Below are 24,476 nucleotides of genomic sequence, written 5' to 3'. Positions count from 1 at the left end.
ACGTTGGCGAGGCCACCCATCCGGCGGGGGCTCGACGTAGTCAGAAATCCAACACTTGCTTGGATTCAAGGGCTCAAAGCAAGATGTTTGCCAACGCGCAGAAAAAGGCCGGGCAGTGCCCGGCTTGGTTGATTACCGTCAATCAAATCAACTCATGCAACCACTGCGGCCCCGCCGTCGTTGCTGGCCGGGCAATGCCCAGGCTGCCATCGGCGGCGACGGCACGGGCGAACGCCCACGGCGCATGAGCAGCCAGTGCCTGGTGCGAAGCATCGCTCAACCGCGGCAGCGCCGGGTTGAACAGCTGCGCCTGGGGCGCCATCAATACCAGCAGACCGGCCTGCGCCACCTGCAGGCACAGGGCGATATCCAGCGGTTGCTCCGGGCTCAGGCCACCCAGCGCATCGAATACCTGCTTGCGTACCATCAAGCCATCAGCGGAAACCGCCTGACTGGCGCGGACCACGTCCAGCCCCAACGCCTCGGTGCCGTCACCGCAGCCCAACCAGCTGGCGTGCACCTGCTGGTTGTCGAGCAACTCGTAGCCGGCATGGCTGACGTGACCGGCACCGTCATACATCTGACAGCCAACCACACCGACTTCCGGGCGCTGCGCCTGATTGAGCAGTGCCTCGATCCAGCCCGGGGTAGACACCTGGCTGCGGTCGCTGAGCAGTACCAGATAATCGCCACGGGCTTCGATGGCGGCCATGTTGAGGCGGCTGGCAAGCGACTCCGATGGGCAGGCGAGCATCTTTACCCTACCGCCCATGCTGGCTTCCTGACGTTGCTCGCCTTGCGTCACCACCAGCACTTCATAACGCGGATAACGGGTGCGCTGCTGGATGCTCGCAAGGCTGCTCGCCAGCTGCTGCATGTCACTGCCTGCAGCCAGCAGAATACTCACCAACGGCGTGGCCGGATGGCGGAAGTCAATCTGCAGGCGCGCATCTGGCCCCTGCGCTATCTGCCCGCGATAACCCAGCTGGGTCAAGTGGCGGTCAAGCGTGAGCAGCGCATCAGGCAGCATTGCCTCACGGTTGTTGCAGCCCACCACCAGATACTCGTCGACATGCGCCAGCCCACCCATACCGTGCGCCTCGACCAGGCGCAGCAGCAGGTCGAAGTCGAGTGCCTGGCGGCAAGCATCGCGATAGCCGCCGAGCTGGACCAGCACCTCACGGCGAATCAGCCAATGCGGCGCCATTAGGTCCGGGCGGCTGCGCAGCAGGTCAAAATCAGCCCCTGGGCGTTGAACCGCGATCAAGCGACCATCGCTGTCACGCTGCACCTCATTGCCACACACTGCCTGACAGCCGGCGGCCTGGGCCAACTCGACCTGCAAGCGCAACAGGCCGCTACCGGCCAGTTCGTCACCCGCCTGCAACAGCATCAGCCAGTCACTCGGCAATTGTCGGCTGAGCTGATTGAGATGGGACACCACGGTATCGGCAGTGACCTTGACGAAGTGCAGCGTGTCGCGGGCAGTGGTGATTGCCGGCAGGCCGCCAGCTTTCAGCACTACGATGCGCAGGTCACGCAGGCCGCTGCCGGCGATGCTGTCGAAGGTGCGCTGCAGGGCCTCGTTGTCGTCTTCCAGGTCGAGTACCAGCAACGCTATCGGCACTGCCTTGGCGCTAGCCAGGTGCGCCTGCACACGCTTGCGCCCAGCTGCATCCAAAGTGGCCGCAGCCAGCGTCTGCAGGACAGCGCCAGAGGGTGTGCGTGCCAGTCGCTCGGACAACGACGGCGCGCCTACCTGCTGCAGGCGGGCGAGCCAGGACTCAAGCTCGCGGCGCTGTTCTTCGCTGTCCTCGGCCAAGGTCTCCAGCAGCAGCTGGCAGACCTGCGGCGCGAACAGATTGACCGACAGTGCCTGCCAATACCGCCCGCGCAGGGTGCCTGGGTTGTCGCTGGGGTGCTGCTGCAGCAGGTCGCGCTGGCGTATCCAGGCGCCCTCGACTGCCCGCACATGGGCCTTACCGACTGGCCAGGCATGCACCAGGAACTCGAGCGCGGATAATTGCTGAAACAGAGCCGCATTGTAGTAAGGCAGCTCAACGTACTGGCGTGGCTCGAAGGCGCGCACCGGGTCGTGGACTACGCTAGCCCACGGTGAGACGAACAGCAGCGGCGCAGTGACGTTGGAGCCGGTCATCAGGACGAACTGGCGCAGGATGGCAAAGCCGTCCTCATCTGCAAAAGCACCGCCTCGTTGTTCATCCCACTGGCGCAGCGCACGCACAGCAGGTGCCAGCGCATCCGCGTCGGGCGTGTACTCGAAGCACTCGCAGACCACCATGGTCTGCGCCAATACGTGAATCTCACCCTGACCAAGCAGGGCGAAGGCCAGGCCCAGCAGCCAATCTTCGCCTTCAAGGTTGTCCGGAGCCTGCGCCAGCGCAGCACGCAAGGCGTCTATCCGCAGCACTGCACGCCACGGCTGCAGGCCGCTCAGGGCGTGCTGCAGCACGCGCTCGCGAACGTCGCCCGGCACCTGCTGATGGGCCGTTTCGCCAAGTCGGTGATAGCTCACGGTACTGTTACCTGGGCGCATCCCAAGGGCATAGCCCTGCGCGCCCTGAACCTGCGGGTGGGCGGCCAGCCACTGCTGCGCCTCGAGCATGGCCTCGGGCAGCAGCAGGTCGGTGTCCCTGGCCAGCACCACCAACGGCGTGTTCAGCTGTTCGAGCGCCTGACCAAGGCCGGCGCGCAACTGCTCGGCGCTGCTGGCGTCGACCACCCGGGGCTGGCAGCCGTGGCCAGCCAGGTATGCGCTGGCGCGGGCGCGATACTCGTGATCGGCACTGCCCAGCAACAGCACACTGATGTCGAGGGCCGGCAAGGTATTGACGCAGGATTGTTCAGTCATGGGGTACCCGATACTCAAAATTCAGTGGTGTCACAAACGGCCCGCCGTCGTGGCGCTTCAGTCGGCCAACCAGGCGTTGGCCCAGTGTTGCAGGTGACGTTCGGTGAGCACGTAATCTCTCAGCACTGCCTCACGCAGAGCATCGCCTTGGCGATAGCTGGCGTCAGGGTCGGCCAAGTGCATGCGAATCGCCTCAAGCCAGGCCTGCGAGCTATTGCCAGCAACACGTGTACACGGCAGATAACCCGCGTAGGCCTTCGTATCCGAACAAATCACCGGGAAGCCACAGGCGCCGTACTCAAGCAGACGCAGGTTGCTCTTGCAGTCGTTGAACAGATTTTGTTCCAGCGGCGCCAAGGCAAGGTCCAGGTTGAGGCCGGCCAACTTTTGCGGATACATCGCCATCGGAATGCCCTGATGAAACTCTTTGACATAGGGCCGCAGCGAATCCGGGCACATGCCGAAGAATACCCAGTCAACCTCGTCGGCGAGGGACTTGACCACCTCCAGCAACAGTTCCAGATCGCCACGATGGCTGGTGCCGCCCGCCCAACCCACGCGCGGCCGCGAAGTGGTCTGGCGGGTACTGGACAGATGGGACCAAATGCGCGCGGCCAACATGTTCGGCACCACCCGGATGTCGCTGTGCATGCTCGACAAGGCATCGGCCAGTGGCTCGGTAGAAACCACCAGGCGGTCGCAGAGGGCAATGCTCTGGCTGATCAGCTCGCGGATATCCCCGGGAATGTTGCGCGAATGGTCGTTGCGCTTGGGGATATCGATGATGTAATCGTCGATTTCGTAAACATGCCGGGCACTGGATGAGGGCAGCAACTGCTGCAAGTGCGTCACCGAACTCAGCTTGCTGCGGTACTGCAGGATCACCACGTCGGGTTTTTCCCGCTCCAGCTCGATCAGAGTCGGCAGACTGTAGTTCAGCCGCCCCTGGATCCAGCCAGCATTTTCCAGTTCCTGAAATGGATGCGACACGCGGTAGTGGCCGACCGCAGAGGAGTTCACTGGCAATGCCAACACCGACGGCAGCACGCGCTTGATGAACGGATCCCAACCCTGGCGCTGGCCAGGTTCCAGGGTGAAGCTGGCCATCTTCAGGTTGAGGTTACGGTTATATGCAGGGTCGCGTGCGATCTTGCTCAGCCAACGCTGATAGAACACCTCGCGGTCGCGGCTCTGGCTGAGGCTGCTGGCCGGCAACGTTGCAGCCGAGGACAAGCGTGCGAGCACGGCTGCAGGCGTCCATACCAGCAGGTAGCCTGCCTCGCTTATGCGCAGGCACAGGTCGGCGTCATGCAAGCCGCCCTGCAAGCCGTCGACATCGAAGCCGCCGACGCTGTCGAACAGTTCGCGGCGTACCAGCATGCAGTCCAGTGACAGCGCACTGAGGTTCTGCGCCGACATCAACCGGTACATATAACCGCTACCGTCCGCCGGCATGCCGACAAACGGGCTGCCGACTTCACCATGCAGGCCGAGGATCAACCCGGCATTGAACACAGCGCCAGAAGCGCTGCACAGTTTGGGCCCGACCATGCCGACTTCGGGCCGACGGGCCTGGGCCATGAGCTCGACCAGCCAGCGCGGATCAAAGGCAACACACGCGCTGTCGAGCAGTAGTAGATAGTCGCCACGGGCGTTCGCAGCGGCCTGGTTGAGGCGCGCCACGCGGTTGTCGCCGGCAACGCTGATCACCTGCAGTTGATCGCTGCCCAGGCCCTGCATGGCGTCGAGCCATTGACGAAGTTCGGGCGAGGTTTGCGCCTCGGCAATCAACAGCACTTCAAAATTGCTGTAAGTGGTGTGTTCGAACACCGACTCCAGGCAGCGCCGAGCGCTGTTCAGGTCAGAGCCGACGTCGAGCAGTATCGACACCCCGGCCTGGCCCTCATGCATGTAGCTGACCTGACACAGGGCCTGATCAGGGGCACAGGTCACTTCGGCATCGACGCCAAGCCGACGCAGGTGGGCCTGCACCACACGCGGCGCTTGGGCGATGCAACGAGGGTCACCGAGCCACTGACTGAAATTCGACTCGCTGTGCACCAGCAATTCATCGATGTGCTCGACAACATGCAGACCACGCTGTTCGGCCAGGCGCCAGAGCAGGTCGTGCGGGGCAAGCACACCAAAACTGGTGTCGAAGCCGCCAACTGCCTGCAGAGCCTTGCATTCGAACGCCAGCAGGCGGCCAACATAAGGCAGGCTGCGCATCAGGTCGAGGTTGAAGTCTGGCTTGAAGATCGGCGCACTGGCGCTGACGCCATCGTGGCTGTCCTCGTCGAGGTACAGGCAGGCGCGCTCGCGCATGACCATGCGCTCAGCCATGATCGCCAGTGCATGTGGCACCAGGCGATCACCCGCCTGTAACAGGAAGATCCAGTCGACGTCGTCGGTCAGTTGCAGACGACGCTGCAACTGCTCCAGACCGTCCCCCTGCAGCGGCAGGTGTTCGAGCTTGACGCCAGCTGGCAAATTGATCTGCGCAGGTGCCAGCAGCCAGCAGGCAGAAGCTGCATACGACTGCGCAGAAACGCTCTCGAGCGTGGTACGCAGGGCTTGCTCCTGCCCGGCCTGCGCCCAGACTACACAGACGATGCGCGGTTGCGTTGGCCATTGCTGAATACGCTTGGGCAGCAGCTTGAGCTGGGCTGCGGTCAGCGTGCGGCATTCCAGCCACTGCGCGTAGACCTCGCCGAATGACATGCAGTCGCTGCCAACTTGCTGCTGTGTGCGCGCCGCCTGCAAGGCACCGAGACCATTGAGGTCGTATTCCTGCCAAAGCGCACTGTCCCCATCGACATATTCGGGCAACGGCAGATAACGTACCCAGCCCTTTGCCGGCGCTGCTTCACTGCTGCGGGCCAGCAGCATGGCCTTGATCCAGTCGCTCTCGATCGGGTACGACAAAGTGATGCTGCTTTGGTGGCTGAGCCGGCGCGGGTGCAGCCGCTCCAGGCTGAGAAAGCGATCCAGGTGGCCGAGGTTGCCGCGGCGCAACATGCAGATGTACAGCGCCAGATCCAGACGCGCAACAAACCCAGCCTGCACCAGTTGCGGCAGAAACTCCTGCACCAGGCCGCGTCGCAGCAACGCGCTGCTCAGGCCGCCGAACAGGTTGGGCGTCGCGTATTCCAGCGCCTCGAGCAGGTCGGTGCCTTTGACCACGGCGTCATCCGGGCACATCACCATGTTGAGCATGCGTGACGGCAGCAGCGAGTCGTCCGCCGCACACAGCATGCGCTGGCAGATGGTCATGCTGACATCGGCGTGCTCGCTCATCAAAGCTGCCTGCAAGCTCACACAGTCGGTGAACAGCAGGTCGTCATCACAGAGAAACTTGGTCAGCTCGCCACGGGCCTGCTCCAGGCACGCCAGCAGGTTGCCGGCAAAGCCCAGCGTCTGCGCGTTGCGCTGGTAGCGGACGGGCTTGCCAGTCTGGCTGCTGACCTGATCGACGATAGCCTGGATGTCGTCGCCCTGGCTGTCATCGCACACCACCACTTCCAGGTGCGGGTAGTCCTGGTTGAGCGCACTCATCAACGCGTTCTGGACAAACTCTGGATTGAAAGCCGGGATGAGGATGCTGACGAGAGCCGATTGATTCACGATGGGGAACCTGGGAGAAGGTTCGCGCAGGGCCCATTACCAGGCACTGCGCGAGCGCTGACGCGGGAGGGATCAGATGTAGTTGAGCAGCGACAGCCCGGCAACCTTGGCATAGGCCTGCAGCGAAGCCTGGAGCATGTTGCTCTGCATTTGCAGGCGGATCATCACCTCGGCCGGATCGCTTTCGCGGATCGAGCTCTGGGTCTTGGTGTTTTCTGTGCTCAGCGATTCGTTGGTCTCGGCCTGCACGTCCAGCGCCTGGCCACGACCGCCGATCGAGCTGATCGACGAACTGACCTGGTCGATACCACTGGCAATGTTGCCGATCGCCGAATCCAGCGAGGCGAGGAAGTTCTGTCTGGCCACTGGGTCGTTGTCCATCGGCGTGGTCAGCGCGGTGCGCAACTGGCTGATGGTGTCGAGCACGTTCTGGGTCTGGTGGGTGTCGGCCTTGATCGCGAACGAGTCACCGGCATCCGGCGCGGTGGAAAACTTGAAGGTCAAGCCTGCCACCGTGGCGGTCGTGTTGGCACCCGTACCTGACAATATGCCGCTGCCGATCGGGCGGCTGTCGGCGCTGTAAGGCGCGGCATAAAGTTCGAACTGGGTTGGATCTGTCGCGGAGAACTTGAGTACGGCCCCGCTGCCAGGGAACGCTGCCTTGTACTTGTCCTGGTCAGTGATACTGGCACCTGTAAGTTGGCTGCCACTTGCACCGTTGCCAGGGCTACGCGTACCGCTGACGGTATCTGCCTTGGCCCCCAGGGTGAAGGTATGGCCGCTGATGGCCGCATCTGGGTCGGCGCTGTCACCTGCCTTGAAGCTGATGTCGAGGCGCAAGTCTACGCCGCGGAAGTTGATCATGGTGTTGTCACCATTGGGATCGAACTTGCCGCCCTGGGTCGCTTCACTGGTGACGTCGTCGCCGTTGGCGGCAGTGATCTTGATCTGCGTGCTGCTGACGAACTCGACAGTGTAGGGCTCACCGCTGCGGAAGCGATCGTTGAACACCGAACTGCCGGCAACCTGGCCGTTGGACAGGCTGACTCGGCCATCATCCGGGTTCGGCGCGGTTTGAGTCGTCTCGGTGCGGCTGGTGTTGAGCGCCTGTTCAAAAGCACTGTAGCCAGTCTCGTTGGCCGCCAAGCTGAGCATGTCGCCGACCTGCAGGACCAGGCTGCTCTGGTCACCTTGGTAGCTGAAAGTGCCATCGGCATTCTTCACGTACGGCTGGGTGTCACCTTTGGAGCCGGAGAACAGGTATTTGCCGTTCTCGTCCTTGCTGTTCATCAGCGAGAATAATTGATCTTCCAGCGACGACAGCTCATCGGCATTGGCCTTGCGGTCGGCGTCGGTGAAGCCGGCGTTGCCGGAACTGATCGCCAGTTCGTTGACCCGCTGCAAAATGGTGCCGATCGAGTTCAGGGTGCTCTCGGTGGTCCCCAGCGCATTACGCACATTGGTGATATTGCCGCTGTATTGCTTGAGCATGTTCTGTTGCTGCTCAAGCTGCAGCAGGCGCGCGGCGCCTACCGGATCATCTGCAGCGCTGCGAATACGCAAGCCGTCGGAAGCCTCTTGCCGAGTCTTGTCCAGATTGGCGAAGTTGCGCTGATAGTTGGCGCTGTTGGTGTTGTAGAACTGCGAAGTGGAAATGCGCACGGTCTACGGCTCCTTAAAGGCTGTTGATCAAGGTGGCGAAGGTTTCCTGGGCCGCCTTGATGATCTGCGACGACGCGGTGTAGTACTGCTGGAATTTGATCAGGTTGCCCGTTTCTTCATCGACCGAAACACCAGACAGGGAATTGCGGCCGTCCAGCGCCGACTGCTGTAAGGCTCCGGTGGCATCGCTGTCCATCTTCGCCTGGCCAGCCTTGCCGCCGACGTTGGAGACCAACTTGGCATAGGCGTCGGTGATGCTGATGCCCTTGCCGTTGGCGCCCACATCTACGGTGGACTTGGTTTGCAGGTCGAGTACCGACTGGGCATTGCGGTTATCCGCCGAGCCTGAACCCGTCAATGCAACGCTGTAACTGTCACCGTTCTTTGGCGAGCCGTTGACGTTCATCTCGAAGCTGAAGTTGCCACCCAGGGCGTTGCCGTTGGCATCGGTCAGCGGCACCGACAACTGCAGCTTATTGTCCTGCCCCGGGATGATCGTGCCGGTACCGATCGAATCACCCTTGGCGTTGTACAAGGTGTAGCTCTGCGGCGAAGCGCCGTCATCGCCGAACACCAGCTTGACCGGGGTGGAGTACTTGAGGCCGGTCTGCAGCTTGTTGAGCTCGGTTGCGTCGTAGATATCCAGCTTGCTGGTAAGGGTTGGCTGGGTGATCACGCCAGTGCCCTTGTTGCCCGAACCGCTGGTGGCGGTCAGCGGCGAGGCCATGGCCAGGCGCTTGGGATCGGTCAGCACCGACTCGATGTTGGCGGCAGCGTTACGGGTCGGGGTGATCTTGAAGCTGTCACCGGCAGCGTAGGTGCCACCGTTACCCGACAAGCTGAAGCCGTCGAACACCGGCGCCGGGTCGTCGTCGAGGTTGTGCGTACCCATGTCCGTGCCTTCCGGCAGCTTGCGCACGGTGTACTCTTTCAGATTGGCCGGGTTGTTGAAGCTTACCTGGTAGTCACTGGTGCCGAGCTTGCCGGTATCGGCAATGGTCACGTTGATATTGCCGGTGCCGGTGTTGCCCTGCCTGGCAATACTGCGCTCGCTGATGGCCTTGGCACTGTTGATGTCGCCGAACAGACTGGCGCCGAAGTTGCCGTTCTTGTCGATGCCTTGGGACAGCTGGCTGTTGATGGCGTCGGCCACCACCAGCGCCACCCGACCGAGCTCGTTGAGCGCAGGGTCGAGCGTCTCTTTGCGGTAGCGAATCAGGCCACCAAGCTCACCACCACTGGTGCTGTTGGTGATGTCCATCTTGGTCGAGCCGCGATTGAGGATCAGGCTCATGCGGGTCGGGTCGGTCGCGGTTGGCTCGACGCCCAGGGTCTGGGTGGTGTTGCCCAGCACCAGCGCCTGGCCGTTTTTCAGGTAGATGTCGTAGTTGCCGTTTTTCTGCTCGACCACATCGGCGCCGATCAGCGACGTCAGCTGGCGAACTGCGCCGTCACGCTGGTCGAGCAGATCGTTGGGCTGGCCGGTGACCACGCTGACCTTGGAGATCTGCTCGTTCAGATCGGCAATGGTCTTGGTCAGGTTGTTGACCTGAGTGGCCAGCGAACCCATGTTGGCGTTGGTGTTGCTGTTCTGCTGATTGAGCTGTGCCGACAGCGTGTTGAAGCGCTTGGCCAAGGTCTGCGCGCTGGTCAGCAGCAACTGGCGCGAAGCGTCTTCGGTCGGCTTGGCCGAGGCGTCCTGCATGGCGCTGAAAAAGCTCTGCAGGGCGGCAGTGATACCGGTGTCGGCGCTCGACAGGGCGGTATCCAGCGGCGTGATCTGGTTCAGGTAAGAGGTAGCATCGCTGGACAGCGAGGTGGTGGTGCGCAGTTGGTTCTCGAGGAACGCGTTGTACACCCGACGCACGTCGGCCAGCGTGGTGCCGGTACCGATGAAGACCTGACCAGTCTGCTGGCCGCCCTTGGTCTTCTGCACGTTCTGCTGGCGCGAATAGCTCTCGACATCGGCATTGGCGATGTTGTTACCCAGGGTGTACAACCCTGACTGTGCGGCTCCAAGCCCTGACATGCCAATATTGAGCAAACTCGCCATGGTTCTCTACCCTTAACGTTGCGTGGTGGTACCGAGCATTGCGTAGCTCTCGTACGACTTCATCTGTTTAGCGATCTGCGAGATCTTGCTGGCGTAGTTCGGGTCGGTCGCATACCCGGCCTTCTGCAGCTCTCGCACAAACTGTTCTGGGTTATCGGCTGACTTGACCGCATCTTGATAGCGCGAATTGTTCTGCAGCAGGCTGACCAGGTCGTGGAAGCTGTCCTGATACGAGTCGTAGGAACGGAACGCGGCCGTCTCCTTGACGAAGGCACCATCGCGGAACTCGCTGGTGATCGCCCGTGCTTCACCGCCCTGCCAGCTGCCGGTGGCCTTGATGCCGAACAGGTTGTGGCTGCTGCTGCCGTCGGTGTTGCGCATCACCGACTTGCCCCAGCCGGTTTCCAGCGCGGCCTGGGCTACCAGATAGCGCGGGTCGATGCCGATGCGCTTGGCTGCTTGTTCAGCCATTGGCAGCATGGTCGAGACGAATTCGTCACTGTTGCCAAAGGCCCTTTTCGGCGCCAGCGGTGGCTGAGCCATGGCCCGACCGAGGATGCGCGTACCGCCATCGGCGGCAGCAAACGCTTGCGCTGGCTCCCAGTCGCCCTTGACCACGCCATTGACCAGCTGCCCGTCACGCGCCGGCAATGCCGCGCCAGTGCCGGCCAGTGCGGGGTTACCGGCAGACGGTACAATCCCGGCCAGCAGCCGATCGGTCAGCTTGCCGGGCAGCGACAACCGCCGCGAATTGAGCGCGGCCACGTCATTGCGCGCGGCACTGCTGGTATCGCCCTGTACCGGTGTCGCCACCTTGGTCCCCCACAGCGCCGGGCCTGCGCCCTCGCCGCGCAGGAACGGGTTGGGCGTCGCGACCGGGTTCTTCTGCTTGGACAACTGCCGCACCAGCACATCCTGCAAGCCGATACCGCCACCTTCACGGGACATGCTCACGGACAGCTGCTGGTCGTACATGTCACGGTACTGCTTGACCGTCTCGGTGTTCAGCTCGTTGTCTTCAGCGAGCACGTCACTGGCCTTGCGCGAGGCCTTGAGCATCTCGCTGATGAACAGCGACTCGAACTCCTGGGCGACCTTGCGCACGTTCGCTTCACTGTCGCGATCACCGTGCTTGAGCGAGGTCAGGCGGTTGAGGTCGGTGTAGGCACCGCTGTCGGCTTGGCTGGAAACCAGACTCTTGGAGTTCATCTAAAACGTCCTCAAATCACGATCAGGTCGGCTTGCAGAGCACCGGCCTGTTTCAGCGCTTCAAGGATGGCCATCAAGTCACTGGGCGCTGCCCCGACCTGATTGACCGCTCGGACAATCTCATCCAGCGTGGTGCCCGGGCCGAACTTGAACATCGGCTTGGCTTCCTGCTCGGCGTTCACCCGCGAGCGTGGCACCACGGCCGTCTGGCCATTGGAGAACGCCCCCGGCTGGCTGACGATCGGGTCTTCGGTAATGGTCACAGTGAGGCTGCCGTGGGTCACCGCAGCCGGTGAAACCTTGACGTTCTGACCGATCACGATAGTGCCGGTACGCGAGTTGATGATGACCTTGGCAACGGCCTGGCCCGGGTCGATCTCGAGGTTCTCCAGGATCGACAGGTAGTCGACACGCTGGCTTGGGTCCATCGGCGCGGTGACGCGCACCGAACCGCCATCGAGGGCCTGGGCAACACCTGGGCCGAGTAGCTCGTTGACCTTGTCGACGATGCGCTTGGCGGTGGTGAAATCGGGGCGATTGAGGTTCAAGGTGAGGCTGTTGCCCTGGTTGAAACCACTCGGCACGGCCCGTTCGACACTGGCACCGCCAGGGATGCGCCCAGCCGAGGGCACGTTGACAGTGATCTTCGAGCCATCGCGGCCTTCGGCGTCAAAACCGCCAACCACCAGGTTGCCCTGGGCGATGGCGTAGACGTTGCCATCGATACCTTTGAGCGGGGTCATCAGCAGGCTGCCGCCGCGCAGGCTCTTGGAGTTACCGATCGACGACACGGTGATATCCACCACCTGCCCCGGTTTGGCAAACGCCGGCAAGTCCGCATGAATCGACACCGCGGCTACGTTCTTCAACTGTACGTTGCCCGAACCTGGCGGCACCTTGATGCCGAACTGCGAGAGCATGTTGTTGAAGGTCTGCAGGGTGAAGGGGGTCTGCGTGGTCTGGTCACCGGTGCCGTTCAAGCCGACCACCAGGCCATAACCGATCAACTGGTTGGTGCGCACGCCGGAGATACTGGCGATGTCCTTGAGGCGCTCGGCGTGGGCGCTGAACGCACAGGTTGCAAGCACGGTAGCGGCAATCAGCTGCCTGAAATTAAGCATGGGCATCCGTACTCAGAAAGGCCAAAGCGGGCTGAGGAAGAAGCGGTCCAGCCAACCGGGCTGGCTGGCATCGGCAAACGAGCCGGTACCCGAATAGGTGATGCGCGCATCGGCAACGCGGGTCGACGGCACGGTGTTGTCGGTGGCAATGTCATCGGCGCGCACCAGCCCGGCAATCCGCACCAGCTCGTCGCCGGTATTGAGCGTCATCCACTTCTCGCCACGCACGGCAATGATGCCGTTGGGCAGGACTTCCGCGACGGTAACGGTGACCGAACCGGTCAAGGTGTTGCCTTGGGCCGCCTTGCTGTCACCCTTGGTGGCGCGGCTACCGCTGTAGCCGGCCTCGAGCGACAGGTCACCACTGCCCAACGGATTATTGGTGTTGGGGATGGCGCCGAACAACGAGGTCAAACCGAGGTTGGCCTTGCTGTCCTTGCCGACCTGCGAGTTGGCGCTCTTGCTGGCCGAAGTACGCTCGTTGAGGGTGATCGTAATGATGTCACCGACCCGGAACGCCTTGCGGTCGCCATACAGGTTCTGTTCGAAACCAGCCTGGTAGATCGAGCCGTTGTTGGCCGACGCCGGCAATGGGGTGCGCGGCAACACCGGCGCGTAGTACGGGTCGTTGGGCTTGGGCGTCGGCGCGACGCAACCGGCCAACAACACCGCCCCACCCAGGGCGAATACGGACAACAGACGACTCATGACGCTTCCCTCACGGTAGAACTGGCGCTGCAACAGCGACCTAAGGTTTACAGCTGCTGGGTGACGAACCCGAGCATCTTGTCGGCGGTGGAGATGACCTTGGAGTTCATCTCGTAGGCACGTTGGGTGGTGATCATGTTGACCAGCTCTTCCACGGTGCTGACGTTGGAGTTTTCCAAGGTCTGCTGCAGGGTGGTGCCAAAGCCGTTCAGGCCAGGCGTACCGACCTGGGGTGCGCCGCTGGCAGCGGTTTCCAGGAACAGGTTGTTGCCCATTGCCTGCAGGCCTGCCGGGTTGATGAAGTCAGCCGTCTGCAGGTTGCCGATGATCTGCGCTGCCGGGTTGCCGGCGGTGGTGATCGACACGGTGCCGTCCTGGCCCACGGTGAAGGTCTGGGCGTCGTTGGGGACGACGATCGCAGGCTCCAGGGCAAAGCCGTTGGCGGTCACTACCTGGCCATCGGAGTTCAGGTGGAAGGTACCGTCACGGGTGTAGGACACGGTGCCGTCAGGCTGCAAGACCTGGAAGAAGCCGCGACCGTTTACAGCCAGGTCGAGCGGGTTCTCGGTGGTTTGCAGGCTGCCGGTCTGGAAGTTCTTCTGGGTGCCAACAATGCGCACACCGGTACCGACCTGCAGGCCCGAAGGCAGCTCGCTGTCCTGGGTCGACTGAGCGCCAGGCTGGCGTTTGATCTGGTACAGCAGGTCCTGGAATTCGGCGCGATCACGCTTGAAACCTGTGGTCGAAACGTTGGCCAGGTTGTTGGAAATGACCGTCAGGTTGGTGTCCTGGGCGGACAAACCGGTCTTGGCGACCCAAAGTGCCGGAAGCATAGTGTTCTCCTCGCGCGCCTGTTTTTCGGCACCCGTTCAAAGTTGATTAGCTGATTTGCAAAACCCGAGCCATGGCTTCATCGCCTTCCTTGGCCGTATTCATCATCTTCACGTGCAGTTCGAACTGGCGGGACAAGGCCAGCACCGAGGTCATTTCCTCGACCGCATTGACGTTGCTCGACTCGAGGAAGCCCGAGACCACCTTGACGTTGATGTCGGCATCCGCCGGCTGGCCGCTGGCGGTATGGATCATGCCGTCGACGCCCTTGGTCAGGCCTTTGATATCCGGGTTGACCAGCTTGATCCGGTCGACCTCGGCCATCACCCGCGGGTCTTCACCCATGGCGCGAATGCTGATGGTGCCGTCTTCGCCGATCTCGACCTTCTGCTCGGGCGGCACGGCGATCGGGCCGCCATTGCCGATCACCGGCATGCCATTACCAGCGCGCAGTACGCCCAAGGCATCGATATTGAGGCTGCCAGTGCGTACATAGGCTTCACTGCCATCAGGGGCCTGCACGGCGATGAAGCCATTGCCGGCCACGGCAACATCCAGCTCGCGGCCGGTCTCGACCAGCGCACCGCCAGTAAAGTCGGTGGCCGGCCGCTCGGACAGCGCAAACGCCCGCGACGGAAAGCTGTCGCCAAACACCGGAATCGAGCGCGCCTGTTCCAGGTCGCGCTGGAAACCGTTGGTTGAAACGTTCGCCAGGTTGTTGGCATGGGCCTTTTGCGCCAGCGCGTTCTGGCTGGCGCCGGTCATGGCCACGTAAAGCATCTTGTCCACAGTCTTCCTCCGCTGCACTGGCGATTGCTTGCCGCTCGCCGCTGCTATGCAGGCAATAAAGCAAGTTCCGAACCAACTTTTACAAAGCATGAAAAAGCCCGTGTTTACGGGCTCTTGGGCGATGAAGGGGAAATACTCACGCCGGATATCCGGCGCTTGCTTGCCGCCGACGGCAATTGGTTACAACTCGCGGCAACCGGCGTTGTTGAACGGCCCGGCAAAACGCTTCCAGCCCTCGCCCGGCGACCACTGCGAACAGACCAGCCGGCCGTCGACCTGGCTCTCCCAACGCCACCACGGCGCGGTACCCGCCTGCGCCTGCAGCAGATACAGCACCGCCGCGCTGGCAATGATCAGTTTTCTCATGTTCACCCCGCTTGAAACGACGAACCCCTTGCAATGAAGGGGCTCGTTCAGCGCACAACCTCAGCGTTTTAGCCGACCATCTGAATCGTGGTCTGCATGATGGTGCTCTCGGTCGAGATGGTCTTGGCGTTCGCCTGGTAGTTGCTCTGCGCCTTGATCAGCTCTACCAGCTCTTGGGTCAGGTTGACGTTGGAGGCTTCCAGCGAGTTGGACTCGACGCCACCCAGAGTGCCAGTCTTGGGCGAATCAACACCTGGAATGCCCGACGCGAAGGTCTCGGTCCAGCGGGTGCCGCCGATCTGCTGCAAGCCCTGCTCGTTGGCAAAGCTGGCCAGTGCCACCTGGCCGATGGCCCGCGACTGCTGGTTGCTGAAGCTGGCGAACATGACGCCGGTGGAATCGATGCTCAGGCTCGACAGCACACCCGTGGCGTAACCATCCTGCGACTGCGACATGCGCGCGGTCTCGGTGTTGTACGAGGTAGTGCTGTTCATCGACAGACGCATGCCATCGGCATTGCCGGCCGAACCGTTGGAACCCCAGTTGCCTGCACCGTCTTTTTCAGCCGGGATCCAGCCCTTCATGGAGAAGACGTTGTTGGTCACACTCCATTCAGCGCCGGTTGGCAGGCCAGTCTGATCGGCCGCCATCGAGGCAACGCTACCGTCTTCGTTGAAGCTGACAGTCCCTACCAGCGGTGCGGTGCTGGTCGGATCCATCGGGTTACGGCCGTCGACCAAGGTGTACATGGTCCACTCGTTCTTGTCGGTCTTGCGGTAGAACTGCTCCATGGTGTGCTCGTTACCCTGGCTGTCAAAAACCTTGGTAGGGAACGACTTGGTGTAGGAGGTTTCATCGGCCGGATCGAAGACGATGTCACCCGCGCCAGGCGGGTTAGCCGGCAGCGGGATCGAGGTCGCCGAGGAGTTCAGGTTGATGCCCTGATCGATCAGCGTGGTGGCTTTTGGCGCCAGCGACGAGGTGTCGATCTTCAGGTCGGTGAGGATACCCTTCTGGATCTTGCCGGTGGCATCAGCGGCATAACCCTGCAGCCGCAGGCCGTCTGAAGTCACCACGAAGTTGTCTTTGTTGTTCTGGAACGCACCGGCACGGGTATAGACCTGAGTGCCGTTGTCGGACAGAACAAAGAAGCCGCGACCCTGGATACCCATATCGAGCACGTTGCCAGTGTTGTTCACATCACCCTGGCTGAACTGCTGGGAAACCGCGGCCAGGCGCACGCCATTGCCGATCTGGTTCTTGCCCACGCCCAGACGGTTGGCGCCGGCGTAGACGTCGGCGAACTCGGTACGCGAGGACTTGAAGCCATTGGTGTTGACGTTGGCAATGTTGTTGCCGGTGACGTCGAGTTGCTTGTTGGCTGCGTACAGACCGCTAAGGCCGATATTGAAAGACATGCTGTTGCTCCTTGTGCCGTTCTGGCCTTAGATACCGATGGTTTGTACGTCGGAAAGAGAGACCTTGCCGACGCCGGCAAGGTTGAGCACCATATCGCCACTGGCGCTGAAACTGACGCTGGTGACCTTGGCCGGCAGCAGGGTATTCATCTGTACCGCCTTGCCCTCATAGGTAGTGCTGGCAGTAAAGGTGTAGGTACCCGGATCAACCTTGACACCCTTCTCATTGGCGCCGTCCCAAATGAAGTCGGCGTAACCGGCTTTCTGCTCACCCAGCTCGATGGTCTTGACGGTATTGCCGTCCTTGTCCTTGACCGTGATCTTGGCCTCGCTGACAGCTTGCGGCACAACGAACTGGCCGTTGAAGCTATCGGCGGTGTCGACCACGGCCTTGTCGTTCTGCACGATCACCGAGCGACCCACCAGGGACGACGCCTGCAGCGCCTGCGACGAGCCGAGCGAGCTGGTAATGGTGTTGACCGACTCGTTCAGCGAGGTGATGCCTTCGAGGCTACTGAACTGCGCCAGCTGCGCGACGAACTCGCCGTTGCCCTGTGGCTCAAGCGGGTTCTGGTGCTGCATCTGCGAAACCAGCAACTGCAGAAACGCGTCCTTGCCCAGCGTATCGGTGCCGGTCTTGGAGGCGGTGTCAGTGGCCGCTTTCTTGGTGCCGGTACTGACACCAGAGGCTGCGATCACTTCATTGAGGTTGGTACTGTTGATAGCCATGGTCTGAATTCCTTATCACTGACCCAGGGTCAGTACCTTCTGCATCATGGTCTTGGCAGTGTTCATCAGCTCGGCGTTGGTCTGGAACGAACGGTTCGCCGAGATCATGTCAGCCATCTCCTCGACCACGTTGACGTTCGGGTAGTAGACGTAACCGTCCTTGTTGGCCGCCGGGTGATTAGGCTGGTAGCGGGCTTCCAGATTGCTCTGGTCTTCGATGATGCCCGTCACCTGCACGCCCTGCCCTGCTTCACCCTGGTCCTGGAACAACGACTGACCCATGCCGGCCTGGGCCTGCTGGAAGGTGGTGGCGAACACGGGATGACGTGCGCGGTAGGTCTGATCGATGCTCGAAGAGACGGTCTCGGCGTTGGCGATGTTCGAGGCGACGGTGTTGAGGCGGGTGTTCTGCGCGCTCATGCCGCTACCGGCGATATTGAAAACGTTGGCAAGGGACATGGTTACTCTCCGCGCAGGGCCGATACCAGCCCTTTGAATTTACTGTTGAGCAAGGTGAAGCTGGCCTGGAAACCGATCGCGTTTTCGGTGTAGTTGGCCTGCTCGATCTGGGCGTCGACGGTGTTCTGATCAATCGACGGCTGCGTCGGCGTACGGTACTTGAGGGTGTCGTCACCCATGGCCAGGCCTTGCGCATCGATGTGGCGGGTGTTGGTGCGGTCAAGCGCGAAGCGGCCGTTTTGCTGCTTGTCGCTCTCGGCAGCCAGCACCGACGAAAAGTCCATGTCACGCGCCTTGTAGTTGGGCGTGTCAGCGTTGGTGATGTTGTTGGCCAGGACTTCTGCGCGCTGGGCGCGGAAACCCAGGGCCTTTTCATGGATGCCAAGCGCTTTGTCGAAACTGATGCTCATGGATGCAAACCTTCGCCGATGGGCCGGAGTGACGTTGGCGAAGTTATAGCAAGGCTTGTGCCAACGCGCTGGAAGGCACGGGATCTGCGGTTTTGGGCTGGTTTACCAGGGTGTGTATGCCAGAAAAGCGGCAAACTGCTTCCGCTTGACGGGAGGTGGGCGGCAAAAGTTGGGCGGCAAAAGCGGCAAATCAAAAAATTGACGCCAGTAGCGCTGCTCCTTGTAGGAGCGGCCTTGTGTCGCGAAAGGCCCGCAAAGCGGGCCCGGCGATGTCGGCGGCGAAGCTGAAGATGTAGGGCCGCTACGCGCCCCCTTCGCGACACAAGGCCGCTCCTACACGGATCGCGTCTGGCAATTACTTGGCCTGGTAGATAATCCCAGGGCTGCACTGCACCATCTGATAATGATCCGGCAAGCCGTTGAGCGCTTCAGACGCGCCAAGGAACAAATACCCGCCAGGCTTCAACGTGGCATGGATGCGCAGCAAGATGTCGCGCTTCACCTGTGCCGAAAAGTAAATCAGCACGTTCCGGCAGAACACCACATCGAACTTGCCCAGGCTCGCATAACTGTCGAGCAGGTTGAACGAACGAAACTCGACCCGGCTGCGAATCGGCGCCTTGATCGCCCAACGCCCCGGCGCCTTGACATCGAAGTAGCGCTGCAGACGCTCCTGCGACAAACCACGGGCAATCGACAGGCTGTCGTACTCGCCACTCTTGCAGTTGGTCAGCATGGTCCCCGACAAATCGGTCGCGACAATCTGCGCGCCCATTTTCAGCTGGCCGAGGTTGCCCCGCTCGAACTCGTCGATCGACATCGACAGCGAGTAAGGCTCCTGCCCCGACGAACAGGCTGCCGACCAGATGCGCAGGCGCTGCCCCGGATTGCCCTTGATGAACTCCGGAATAACCTTGTTCTTCAACACTTCGAACGGATAGGTATCGCGAAACCACAGTGTTTCGTTGGTGGTCATCGCATCGACTACCTGCTCACGCAGACCGCTGCGCGGCTGGGTCTGGATACGCTGCACCAGCTCACCGAGCGACTTGATCCCCTGCTGCTCCATCAGCTTGTTCAAACGGCTGGAGACCAGGTACTGCTTGTTTTCGCCCAGCAGGATGCCACAGGCTTTTTCCAGGAAGACCCGGAACTGTTCGAAATCCAAATTACCCGTAGACAATGCAACCGCCTCTTTTCAATCGCTGAGGCCGGGGCGTACCCCGACCGGTTTAATGCGTAGCCTTGATCCGGTCAACGACCCGCTGAGCGAGATCGTCCGGCCGGAACTTGGCCAGGAAATCATCGGCCCCGACCTTCTTGACCATGGCCTGGTTGAACACCCCAGACAACGAAGTATGCAGGACGATGTGCAATTGTTGCATGCGCGGATCACTACGGATTGCCGCCGTCAGGGTATAGCCGTCCATTTCCGGCATCTCGATGTCAGAAATCATCATCAGGAATTCTTCTTCCGGACGCTTGCCCTCATCGGCCAGCTTGCGCAGGTAATCCAGCGCCTGACGGCCATCATTGAGGGCGATCACCTCGACCCCGACCGTCTGCAGGCAACGGCTGACCTGTTTGCGCGCCACCGACGAGTCATCCACCGTCAACACCCGCAGCGACACCGCTTTGCTGTGCACCTCCTGGTCGACCACGCCGACAGACACCGACTCGGACGATGGCGCAACTTCTGCCAACACCTTCTCCACGTCGATGATCTCGACCATGCGATTGTCGACCCGGGTCACTGCCGTCAGATAATGGTCGCGACCAGTACCCTTGGGTGGCGGATGGATCTCTTCCCAGTTCATGTTGACGATGCGTTCGACCGAATGCACCAAAAAGCCCTGCGTCTTGGTGTTGTACTCGGTGATGATCACGAAACTGTTGCGGATATCTTCCTGCAGACCCGGCAGGCCGGTCGCCATCGACAGGTCAAGAATCGGAATGGTCGCGCCGCGAATATTGGCGACGCCGCGCACCACTGGGTGCGACTTGGGCAACAGGGTCAACGCCGGGCACTGCAGCACCTCACGCACCTTGAACACGTTGATCCCATATAACTGCGCGCCATTGAGGCGAAACAGCAGCAGTTCCAGACGATTCTGCCCAACCAGCTGCGTGCGCTGGTTGACCGAATCCATAACACCAGCCATGCCAGACTCCTTATCGTTTCTGCCTTCTTGTTAAAGTCGGCACGGGCTTTGCTTTTTTGAGCGTCATGTACATTAAAACGACATTTTCCCGACGACTGACTCGCCTGCTGGCCATTAATCTGGCCGCGCTGTGCCTGCTGGCATCTGGCGCTCGGGCGCTGGCCGACGCGGTAACCTTGCCTGAACAGCTTATCGGTGTCACCCAAGGGTTTCTTGAATTCACCGTCGAAGATTATCTGGCGACCACCCAGACTGCCGGGCGTTACGAGATCCAGGTCAACAACCTCGACCCGCGCCTGCGCATGCCATTGTGCAGCCAGCCGCTGGATGCATCGCTGGAAAGCCCGGCGCAGCCGCTGGGCCGGGTCACGGTACGTGTACGCTGTGACAGCGCGGCGCCGTGGACGGTGTTTGTCCCCGCCCAGGTCAGGCTGTTTCGCGAAGTGGTGGTCATGGCCCGCCCGCTCAAGCGCGAAAGCGTGGTCAGCGAGGACGACGTGACCCTGCGCGAGCGCGACGTCGGCACCCTCAGCCAGGGATTTCTCGGCAGCCTGGACCAGGCCCTGGGCATGAAACTGATGCGTCCGGTGGTGCTCGACCAGGTCCTGACCCCGCAACACCTTGAACAGGCAGAGCTGATCCGCAAGGGTGATCAAGTGGTGATCGTTGCCCGCAGCGGCACCCTTAGCGTACGCATGCCCGGCGAAGCATTGAGCAAGGGCGGCTTCAGCGAACAGATCAGGGTGCGCAACCTAAACTCCAAACGGGTGGTCAAGGCACGCGTTACCGGCCCCGGCCAGGTCGAAGTCGCGATGTAACAGCGCTGGCGGTAAGGAACCGCATTACCTAAACTGTGTCAGAAATCGGGTAGCGAAGTTTGCTGACAGGAAGCTTCGTATTCGTGCCTAAAGTTTTCTTCGGGTTGGCCGAAAACATGGCAAGCGTCTTAATACCCAGAGGTTTCTGATCATGGTCATCGACTTCAGTCGTTTGAACAATTCGCCGTCAGTTGGCGGCGTACGAGGCGGCACCGCGGCCGGCAGCACCGAGAAAAGCGGTGAAGCCAGCGAAGCGCCAGCGCGCTCCAGCGTCAGCGGAGAAGCGGTACATTTCAGCCAAGAGGCACAGCAGTTGCAGAAGATCAGCGACAAGCTGCGCGACCAGCCCGTCGTCAACAGCGCCCGCGTGGCCGAGTTGAAGCAGGCGATCGCCGATGGCAGCTACCAGGTCGACGCCGGCCGGGTCGCCAGTAAATTGCTTGATTTCGAAGCTCAGCGCTAAGCCTTCGGCGCGCTGACTTCAAGGACGCTACAAGCCAAAGAGCCAGCCATGCACGACACAACCCTGCTGCAACTGATCGAAGACGACATCGCGCCTACCCAGGAACTGCTCGAGCTGCTACAGAGCGAGGCAGTCGCCCTGCATGGCCGCGAAATCGAGGTGCTCGAGACCATTCTCGCCCGCAAGCAATCTTTGATCGTGTTGCTCGAGCAGCAGGGCCAGCGCCGCAACCACCTGCTCACCAGCCTCGGCCTCACGGCGGATCGCGCCGGTGTGCAGGCAGTTGCCGACCTCTCGCCCAATGGCGAGCTGATCATGCAGCAGCTCGGCGTGCTGACCCAACTGATGGACACCTGCCAACAGGTCAACGAGACCAATGGCCGGATCATCCAGGTGCAGCAACACGCCACTTCCAATCAGATCCGCATCCTCATGGGCGGCGATTCTCCGTCGCTGTATGACAGCCGTGGCGCCACCTCTCCGCTGGCAAAGCCGCGGGCTATCAGCCAAGTGTGATTTTTTCTGACATTGCACGGTACTACTGGCAAAATGCCGTTAATTGCGTGTGTCGTTTTTGCCTGGAGATTTATAACCCGTGTTCAATGAATCCGATGCTCCCCAGCCGCCAAAGGTGCTCAATACCCCTTTGGAAATTGTCGCCAACTTGCGTCAACTGCTGGATAGCCACGATCCGCTGATCATCACCTTCCACGAGCGTAGCCAGCGGTTCCAGAGCTATGTGGTGGATGTTGACCGTGACAGCAACAGCCTGGCACTGGATGAAATGATCCCGCGCGACGGGGAAAAATTCATAGAGAACGGCGAACCGTTCCGTGTTGAAGGCTTCCATGACGGCGTGCGTATCGCCTGGGAATGCAACACACCGCTGACCATCACCCAGGTCGATGGCCACCGCAGCTACCGCGGCCCCCTGCCGGAAGAAGTCGTCTACCACCAGCGCCGCAACGCGTTCCGCGCCGCGCTGAAGCTGTCGCAGCTGGTCGACGTGACCCTTGATGGCACGCATATCAAAGGCAATGGCGCACTGCGTGGCAAGCTGCTGGATATCTCCGCCACAGGCTGCAAGATGCGTTTTGAAGGCAACGTTGAAGAGCGTCTGCAGTTGGGCCAGGTTTACGAGCGATTCAAGGCGGGCAACCCGCTGGGGCTGGTGGACGTGATGGTCGAGCTGCGTCATTTGCACTTCGAAGAACGCATCAATACCACCTTCGCTGGCGTGCGCTTCCACAACCTGAGTGGCCAGGCGCAGCGCAAGATCGAAAGCTTCGTGTACCAGCTGCAGCGTGAAGCGCGACGGTTCGATAAAGACGACTACTGAGATTCTGCGCCTGCTCCTGTGGATGAAACGCAGTTTGCCTTGTGTAGGAGCGGATCGCGCCGAACCTTCACAGCTCGGAAGGCCTGCCCTCCGGACCAACCTGATCCTCCTCGGTATCCTCGGCCGCCACCGGCGTCTGCATCACATCCTGCACAGTCTGCTCATCCACCCGCGGGTCGAGCGCCGCCGACAATGGCGAGCCAGCCGCCGGCATCGCGACGTGTCCGAGCGGCGCATCCTCCACCTGGTGCAAACCAGTAACAGCCTTCGGCCGAATCCGCCAAACCAGCACCAGCGCGAAGAACAGGAAGAATGCATAGAGCATCTGCGGCCCGAGCAGCTTCATCATCACGCCTGCCGCCAACGGCCCGATGCAGGCGCCCACGCCGTAGGTAACCAGCAACATCGCAGTCAGCGACACCCGCCGCTCGCTCTCGACATGGTCATTGGAAAACGCCACTGCCAGCGGATACAGGCAGAACTGCAACAGCGAAATCACAAAGCCAACCGCAAACAGCACTTCCAGCGGCACACTGGGCAGGATCGCCAGCGGCAACGCCGCCAACGCCAGGCCGCCCGCCGCGCTGCGGATCAGCACTGCGCGATCATAACGGTCGGACAACCAGCCCAGCGGCCACTGCACCAGCAACCCGGCAAAGATGCAGCAACCCATGAACAGACCGATCTGCTCGGTGCTCAGGCCTTGATTGGAAGCGTACAGCGGCGCCAGACCGTAGAACGAGCCGACGATCAGCCCCGCGCTCAGCACGGTACTCAGCGACTGCGGCACGCGCTTGATGAAGAACTTCGGCTCCATCGGCGCTGGATGCAACGGCGCCGGGTGAATGCGCCGGGTCATCGCCACAGGCACCAGGCACAGGGCGAAGCACATGGCCACCAGCATCAACAGCTCAGGGCCAAGTTCGGGGTGCACAACCAGAATCAACTGACCCAGCACCAGGCCCAGATACGAGGCGATCATGTAGCCGCTGAACACGGCACCGCGCTGCTTGGCATCGGCCTGCTCATTGAGCCAGCTCTCGATGACCATGTACTGACACATCATGCCCAGACCGACGATCACCCGCAGCCCGACCCACACCGGCAACAGGTCGGTCAGGCCATGGCCCAGCACCGCCGCGCCGACGATACCGGCGCAGGTCGCGTAGGCACGGATATGCCCGACCCGGGCGATCAACCGGTGGCCGATCTTGCCGCCCAGCGCCAGGCCAAAGTAGTTGGCCGCCATCAAGGCACCCACCCACAGGCTGTCGACGTTTTCGGCCGCCAGGCGCAGCGCCAGATAAGTACTCAGCAGGCCGGAGCCGATCAGCATCATCAGCGCGGCAAAGTACAGTGAACGAAAAGACTTCCAGATCTGGCGCATGCGTCCCTGAGGGGCTCCCGATTCAGGTGGAGGGTATGCTGGCAAGCATAAGGGCA

General features: G+C 61.4%; 21 protein-coding genes. 4 read left to right on the top strand and 17 right to left on the bottom strand.

Annotated features, from left to right (window positions below; translation table 11 throughout):
- Window positions 1–142: 142 nt before the first annotated feature.
- From ACQZ2L_RS17060 to ACQZ2L_RS16985, 16 genes are all read right to left on the bottom strand, one after another.
- On the bottom strand, window positions 143–2,872 hold the full coding sequence (locus tag ACQZ2L_RS17060) for a glycosyltransferase (RefSeq protein WP_430327075.1): 2,730 nt from the start codon (window positions 2,870–2,872) through the stop codon (window positions 143–145).
- 57 nt (window positions 2,873–2,929) lie between these two features.
- The gene (locus ACQZ2L_RS17055) at window positions 2,930–6,496 is read right to left on the bottom strand and encodes a glycosyltransferase (protein ID WP_430327074.1); all 3,567 of its coding nucleotides are present in this window, start codon (window positions 6,494–6,496) and stop codon (window positions 2,930–2,932) included.
- A 72-nt stretch (window positions 6,497–6,568) separates the two neighbouring features.
- On the bottom strand, window positions 6,569–8,158 hold the full coding sequence (locus tag ACQZ2L_RS17050) for a flagellar hook-associated protein 3 (RefSeq protein ID WP_430327073.1): 1,590 nt from the start codon (window positions 8,156–8,158) through the stop codon (window positions 6,569–6,571).
- Between the two features lie 13 nt (window positions 8,159–8,171).
- Window positions 8,172–10,211, bottom strand: coding sequence for a flagellar hook-associated protein FlgK (gene flgK / locus ACQZ2L_RS17045; protein ID WP_430327072.1), 2,040 nt, complete (start codon window positions 10,209–10,211; stop codon window positions 8,172–8,174).
- A 12-nt stretch (window positions 10,212–10,223) separates the two neighbouring features.
- Window positions 10,224–11,420, bottom strand: a complete 1,197-nt coding sequence (gene flgJ / locus ACQZ2L_RS17040; protein ID WP_430327071.1) for a flagellar assembly peptidoglycan hydrolase FlgJ — start codon at window positions 11,418–11,420, stop codon at window positions 10,224–10,226.
- An 11-nt stretch (window positions 11,421–11,431) separates the two neighbouring features.
- A complete protein-coding gene (locus ACQZ2L_RS17035; protein WP_430327070.1) occupies window positions 11,432–12,541 on the bottom strand; it encodes a flagellar basal body P-ring protein FlgI in 1,110 nt (369 codons plus the stop codon).
- Between the two features lie 12 nt (window positions 12,542–12,553).
- The gene (gene flgH, locus ACQZ2L_RS17030; RefSeq protein ID WP_103436628.1) at window positions 12,554–13,249 is read right to left on the bottom strand and encodes a flagellar basal body L-ring protein FlgH; all 696 of its coding nucleotides are present in this window, start codon (window positions 13,247–13,249) and stop codon (window positions 12,554–12,556) included.
- Window positions 13,250–13,296: 47 nt separating this feature from the next.
- Window positions 13,297–14,082, bottom strand: a complete 786-nt coding sequence (flgG, locus tag ACQZ2L_RS17025; RefSeq protein WP_101317777.1) for a flagellar basal-body rod protein FlgG — start codon at window positions 14,080–14,082, stop codon at window positions 13,297–13,299.
- A 46-nt stretch (window positions 14,083–14,128) separates the two neighbouring features.
- Window positions 14,129–14,869 carry a flagellar basal body rod protein FlgF gene (locus ACQZ2L_RS17020; protein ID WP_430327069.1) on the bottom strand — a complete coding sequence of 247 codons (741 nt, stop codon included), beginning with the start codon at window positions 14,867–14,869 and terminating at the stop codon, window positions 14,129–14,131.
- A gap of 180 nt (window positions 14,870–15,049) precedes the next feature.
- Window positions 15,050–15,235, bottom strand: a complete 186-nt coding sequence (locus ACQZ2L_RS17015; protein WP_430327068.1) for a hypothetical protein — start codon at window positions 15,233–15,235, stop codon at window positions 15,050–15,052.
- Window positions 15,236–15,303: 68 nt separating this feature from the next.
- Window positions 15,304–16,653, bottom strand: coding sequence for a flagellar hook protein FlgE (flgE, locus tag ACQZ2L_RS17010; RefSeq protein ID WP_430327067.1), 1,350 nt, complete (start codon window positions 16,651–16,653; stop codon window positions 15,304–15,306).
- 27 nt (window positions 16,654–16,680) lie between these two features.
- On the bottom strand, window positions 16,681–17,382 hold the full coding sequence (gene flgD, locus ACQZ2L_RS17005; protein ID WP_430327066.1) for a flagellar hook assembly protein FlgD: 702 nt from the start codon (window positions 17,380–17,382) through the stop codon (window positions 16,681–16,683).
- 15 nt (window positions 17,383–17,397) lie between these two features.
- The gene (flgC, locus tag ACQZ2L_RS17000; protein WP_314875913.1) at window positions 17,398–17,841 is read right to left on the bottom strand and encodes a flagellar basal body rod protein FlgC; all 444 of its coding nucleotides are present in this window, start codon (window positions 17,839–17,841) and stop codon (window positions 17,398–17,400) included.
- A 2-nt stretch (window positions 17,842–17,843) separates the two neighbouring features.
- Window positions 17,844–18,251, bottom strand: a complete 408-nt coding sequence (gene flgB, locus ACQZ2L_RS16995) for a flagellar basal body rod protein FlgB (RefSeq protein WP_430327065.1) — start codon at window positions 18,249–18,251, stop codon at window positions 17,844–17,846.
- A gap of 355 nt (window positions 18,252–18,606) precedes the next feature.
- Complete coding sequence (gene cheR, locus ACQZ2L_RS16990; RefSeq protein ID WP_103436621.1) at window positions 18,607–19,434, bottom strand: protein-glutamate O-methyltransferase CheR; 828 nt, start codon at window positions 19,432–19,434, stop codon at window positions 18,607–18,609.
- 49 nt (window positions 19,435–19,483) lie between these two features.
- The gene (locus tag ACQZ2L_RS16985) at window positions 19,484–20,413 is read right to left on the bottom strand and encodes a chemotaxis protein CheV (RefSeq protein ID WP_430327064.1); all 930 of its coding nucleotides are present in this window, start codon (window positions 20,411–20,413) and stop codon (window positions 19,484–19,486) included.
- A 65-nt stretch (window positions 20,414–20,478) separates the two neighbouring features.
- Here ACQZ2L_RS16985 and flgA point away from each other — a divergent pair, with 65 nt between their 5' ends.
- The 4 genes from flgA (at window position 20,479) to ACQZ2L_RS16965 (ending at window position 23,033) form a co-directional block, all read left to right on the top strand.
- Window positions 20,479–21,231 (top strand): flagellar basal body P-ring formation chaperone FlgA, encoded by a 753-nt coding sequence (flgA, locus tag ACQZ2L_RS16980; protein ID WP_430327063.1) that lies wholly within the window; start codon window positions 20,479–20,481, stop codon window positions 21,229–21,231.
- A gap of 151 nt (window positions 21,232–21,382) precedes the next feature.
- Window positions 21,383–21,694 carry a flagellar biosynthesis anti-sigma factor FlgM gene (flgM, locus tag ACQZ2L_RS16975; RefSeq protein ID WP_430327062.1) on the top strand — a complete coding sequence of 104 codons (312 nt, stop codon included), beginning with the start codon at window positions 21,383–21,385 and terminating at the stop codon, window positions 21,692–21,694.
- Window positions 21,695–21,742: 48 nt separating this feature from the next.
- Window positions 21,743–22,210 (top strand): flagella synthesis protein FlgN, encoded by a 468-nt coding sequence (locus ACQZ2L_RS16970; RefSeq protein WP_430327061.1) that lies wholly within the window; start codon window positions 21,743–21,745, stop codon window positions 22,208–22,210.
- Window positions 22,211–22,289: 79 nt separating this feature from the next.
- Window positions 22,290–23,033 carry a flagellar brake protein gene (locus ACQZ2L_RS16965; RefSeq protein ID WP_430327060.1) on the top strand — a complete coding sequence of 248 codons (744 nt, stop codon included), beginning with the start codon at window positions 22,290–22,292 and terminating at the stop codon, window positions 23,031–23,033.
- Window positions 23,034–23,100: 67 nt separating this feature from the next.
- Here ACQZ2L_RS16965 and ACQZ2L_RS16960 read toward each other — a convergent pair whose 3' ends face one another.
- Window positions 23,101–24,420, bottom strand: a complete 1,320-nt coding sequence (locus ACQZ2L_RS16960) for an MFS transporter (protein WP_430327059.1) — start codon at window positions 24,418–24,420, stop codon at window positions 23,101–23,103.
- Between the last annotated feature and the right edge of the window lie 56 nt (window positions 24,421–24,476).

The sequence above is a fragment of the Pseudomonas shirazensis genome, assembly GCF_050496565.1.
Taxonomy (GTDB): Bacteria; Pseudomonadota; Gammaproteobacteria; order Pseudomonadales; family Pseudomonadaceae; genus Aquipseudomonas; species Aquipseudomonas shirazensis_A.
This window is presented reverse-complemented; position numbering and strand designations above follow the sequence as displayed.

Bases quoted from the DNA above. Each gene is read 5' to 3' on its own strand.
- ACQZ2L_RS17060 (WP_430327075.1), bottom strand. From the start codon at position 2,872: ATGACTGAACAATCCTGCGTCAATACCTTGCCGGCCCTCGACATCAGT.
- flgK (WP_430327072.1), bottom strand. From the start codon at position 10,211: ATGGCGAGTTTGCTCAATATTGGCATGTCAGGGCTTGGAGCCGCACAG.
- flgJ (WP_430327071.1), bottom strand. From the start codon at position 11,420: ATGAACTCCAAGAGTCTGGTTTCCAGCCAAGCCGACAGCGGTGCCTAC.
- ACQZ2L_RS17035 (WP_430327070.1), bottom strand. From the start codon at position 12,541: ATGCTTAATTTCAGGCAGCTGATTGCCGCTACCGTGCTTGCAACCTGT.
- flgH (WP_103436628.1), bottom strand. From the start codon at position 13,249: ATGAGTCGTCTGTTGTCCGTATTCGCCCTGGGTGGGGCGGTGTTGTTG.
- flgG (WP_101317777.1), bottom strand. From the start codon at position 14,082: ATGCTTCCGGCACTTTGGGTCGCCAAGACCGGTTTGTCCGCCCAGGAC.
- ACQZ2L_RS17015 (WP_430327068.1), bottom strand. From the start codon at position 15,235: ATGAGAAAACTGATCATTGCCAGCGCGGCGGTGCTGTATCTGCTGCAG.
- flgE (WP_430327067.1), bottom strand. From the start codon at position 16,653: ATGTCTTTCAATATCGGCCTTAGCGGTCTGTACGCAGCCAACAAGCAA.
- flgD (WP_430327066.1), bottom strand. From the start codon at position 17,382: ATGGCTATCAACAGTACCAACCTCAATGAAGTGATCGCAGCCTCTGGT.
- flgC (WP_314875913.1), bottom strand. From the start codon at position 17,841: ATGTCCCTTGCCAACGTTTTCAATATCGCCGGTAGCGGCATGAGCGCG.
- flgB (WP_430327065.1), bottom strand. From the start codon at position 18,251: ATGAGCATCAGTTTCGACAAAGCGCTTGGCATCCATGAAAAGGCCCTG.
- ACQZ2L_RS16985 (WP_430327064.1), bottom strand. From the start codon at position 20,413: ATGGCTGGTGTTATGGATTCGGTCAACCAGCGCACGCAGCTGGTTGGG.
- flgA (WP_430327063.1), top strand. From the start codon at position 20,479: ATGTACATTAAAACGACATTTTCCCGACGACTGACTCGCCTGCTGGCC.
- flgM (WP_430327062.1), top strand. From the start codon at position 21,383: ATGGTCATCGACTTCAGTCGTTTGAACAATTCGCCGTCAGTTGGCGGC.
- ACQZ2L_RS16970 (WP_430327061.1), top strand. From the start codon at position 21,743: ATGCACGACACAACCCTGCTGCAACTGATCGAAGACGACATCGCGCCT.
- ACQZ2L_RS16960 (WP_430327059.1), bottom strand. From the start codon at position 24,420: ATGCGCCAGATCTGGAAGTCTTTTCGTTCACTGTACTTTGCCGCGCTG.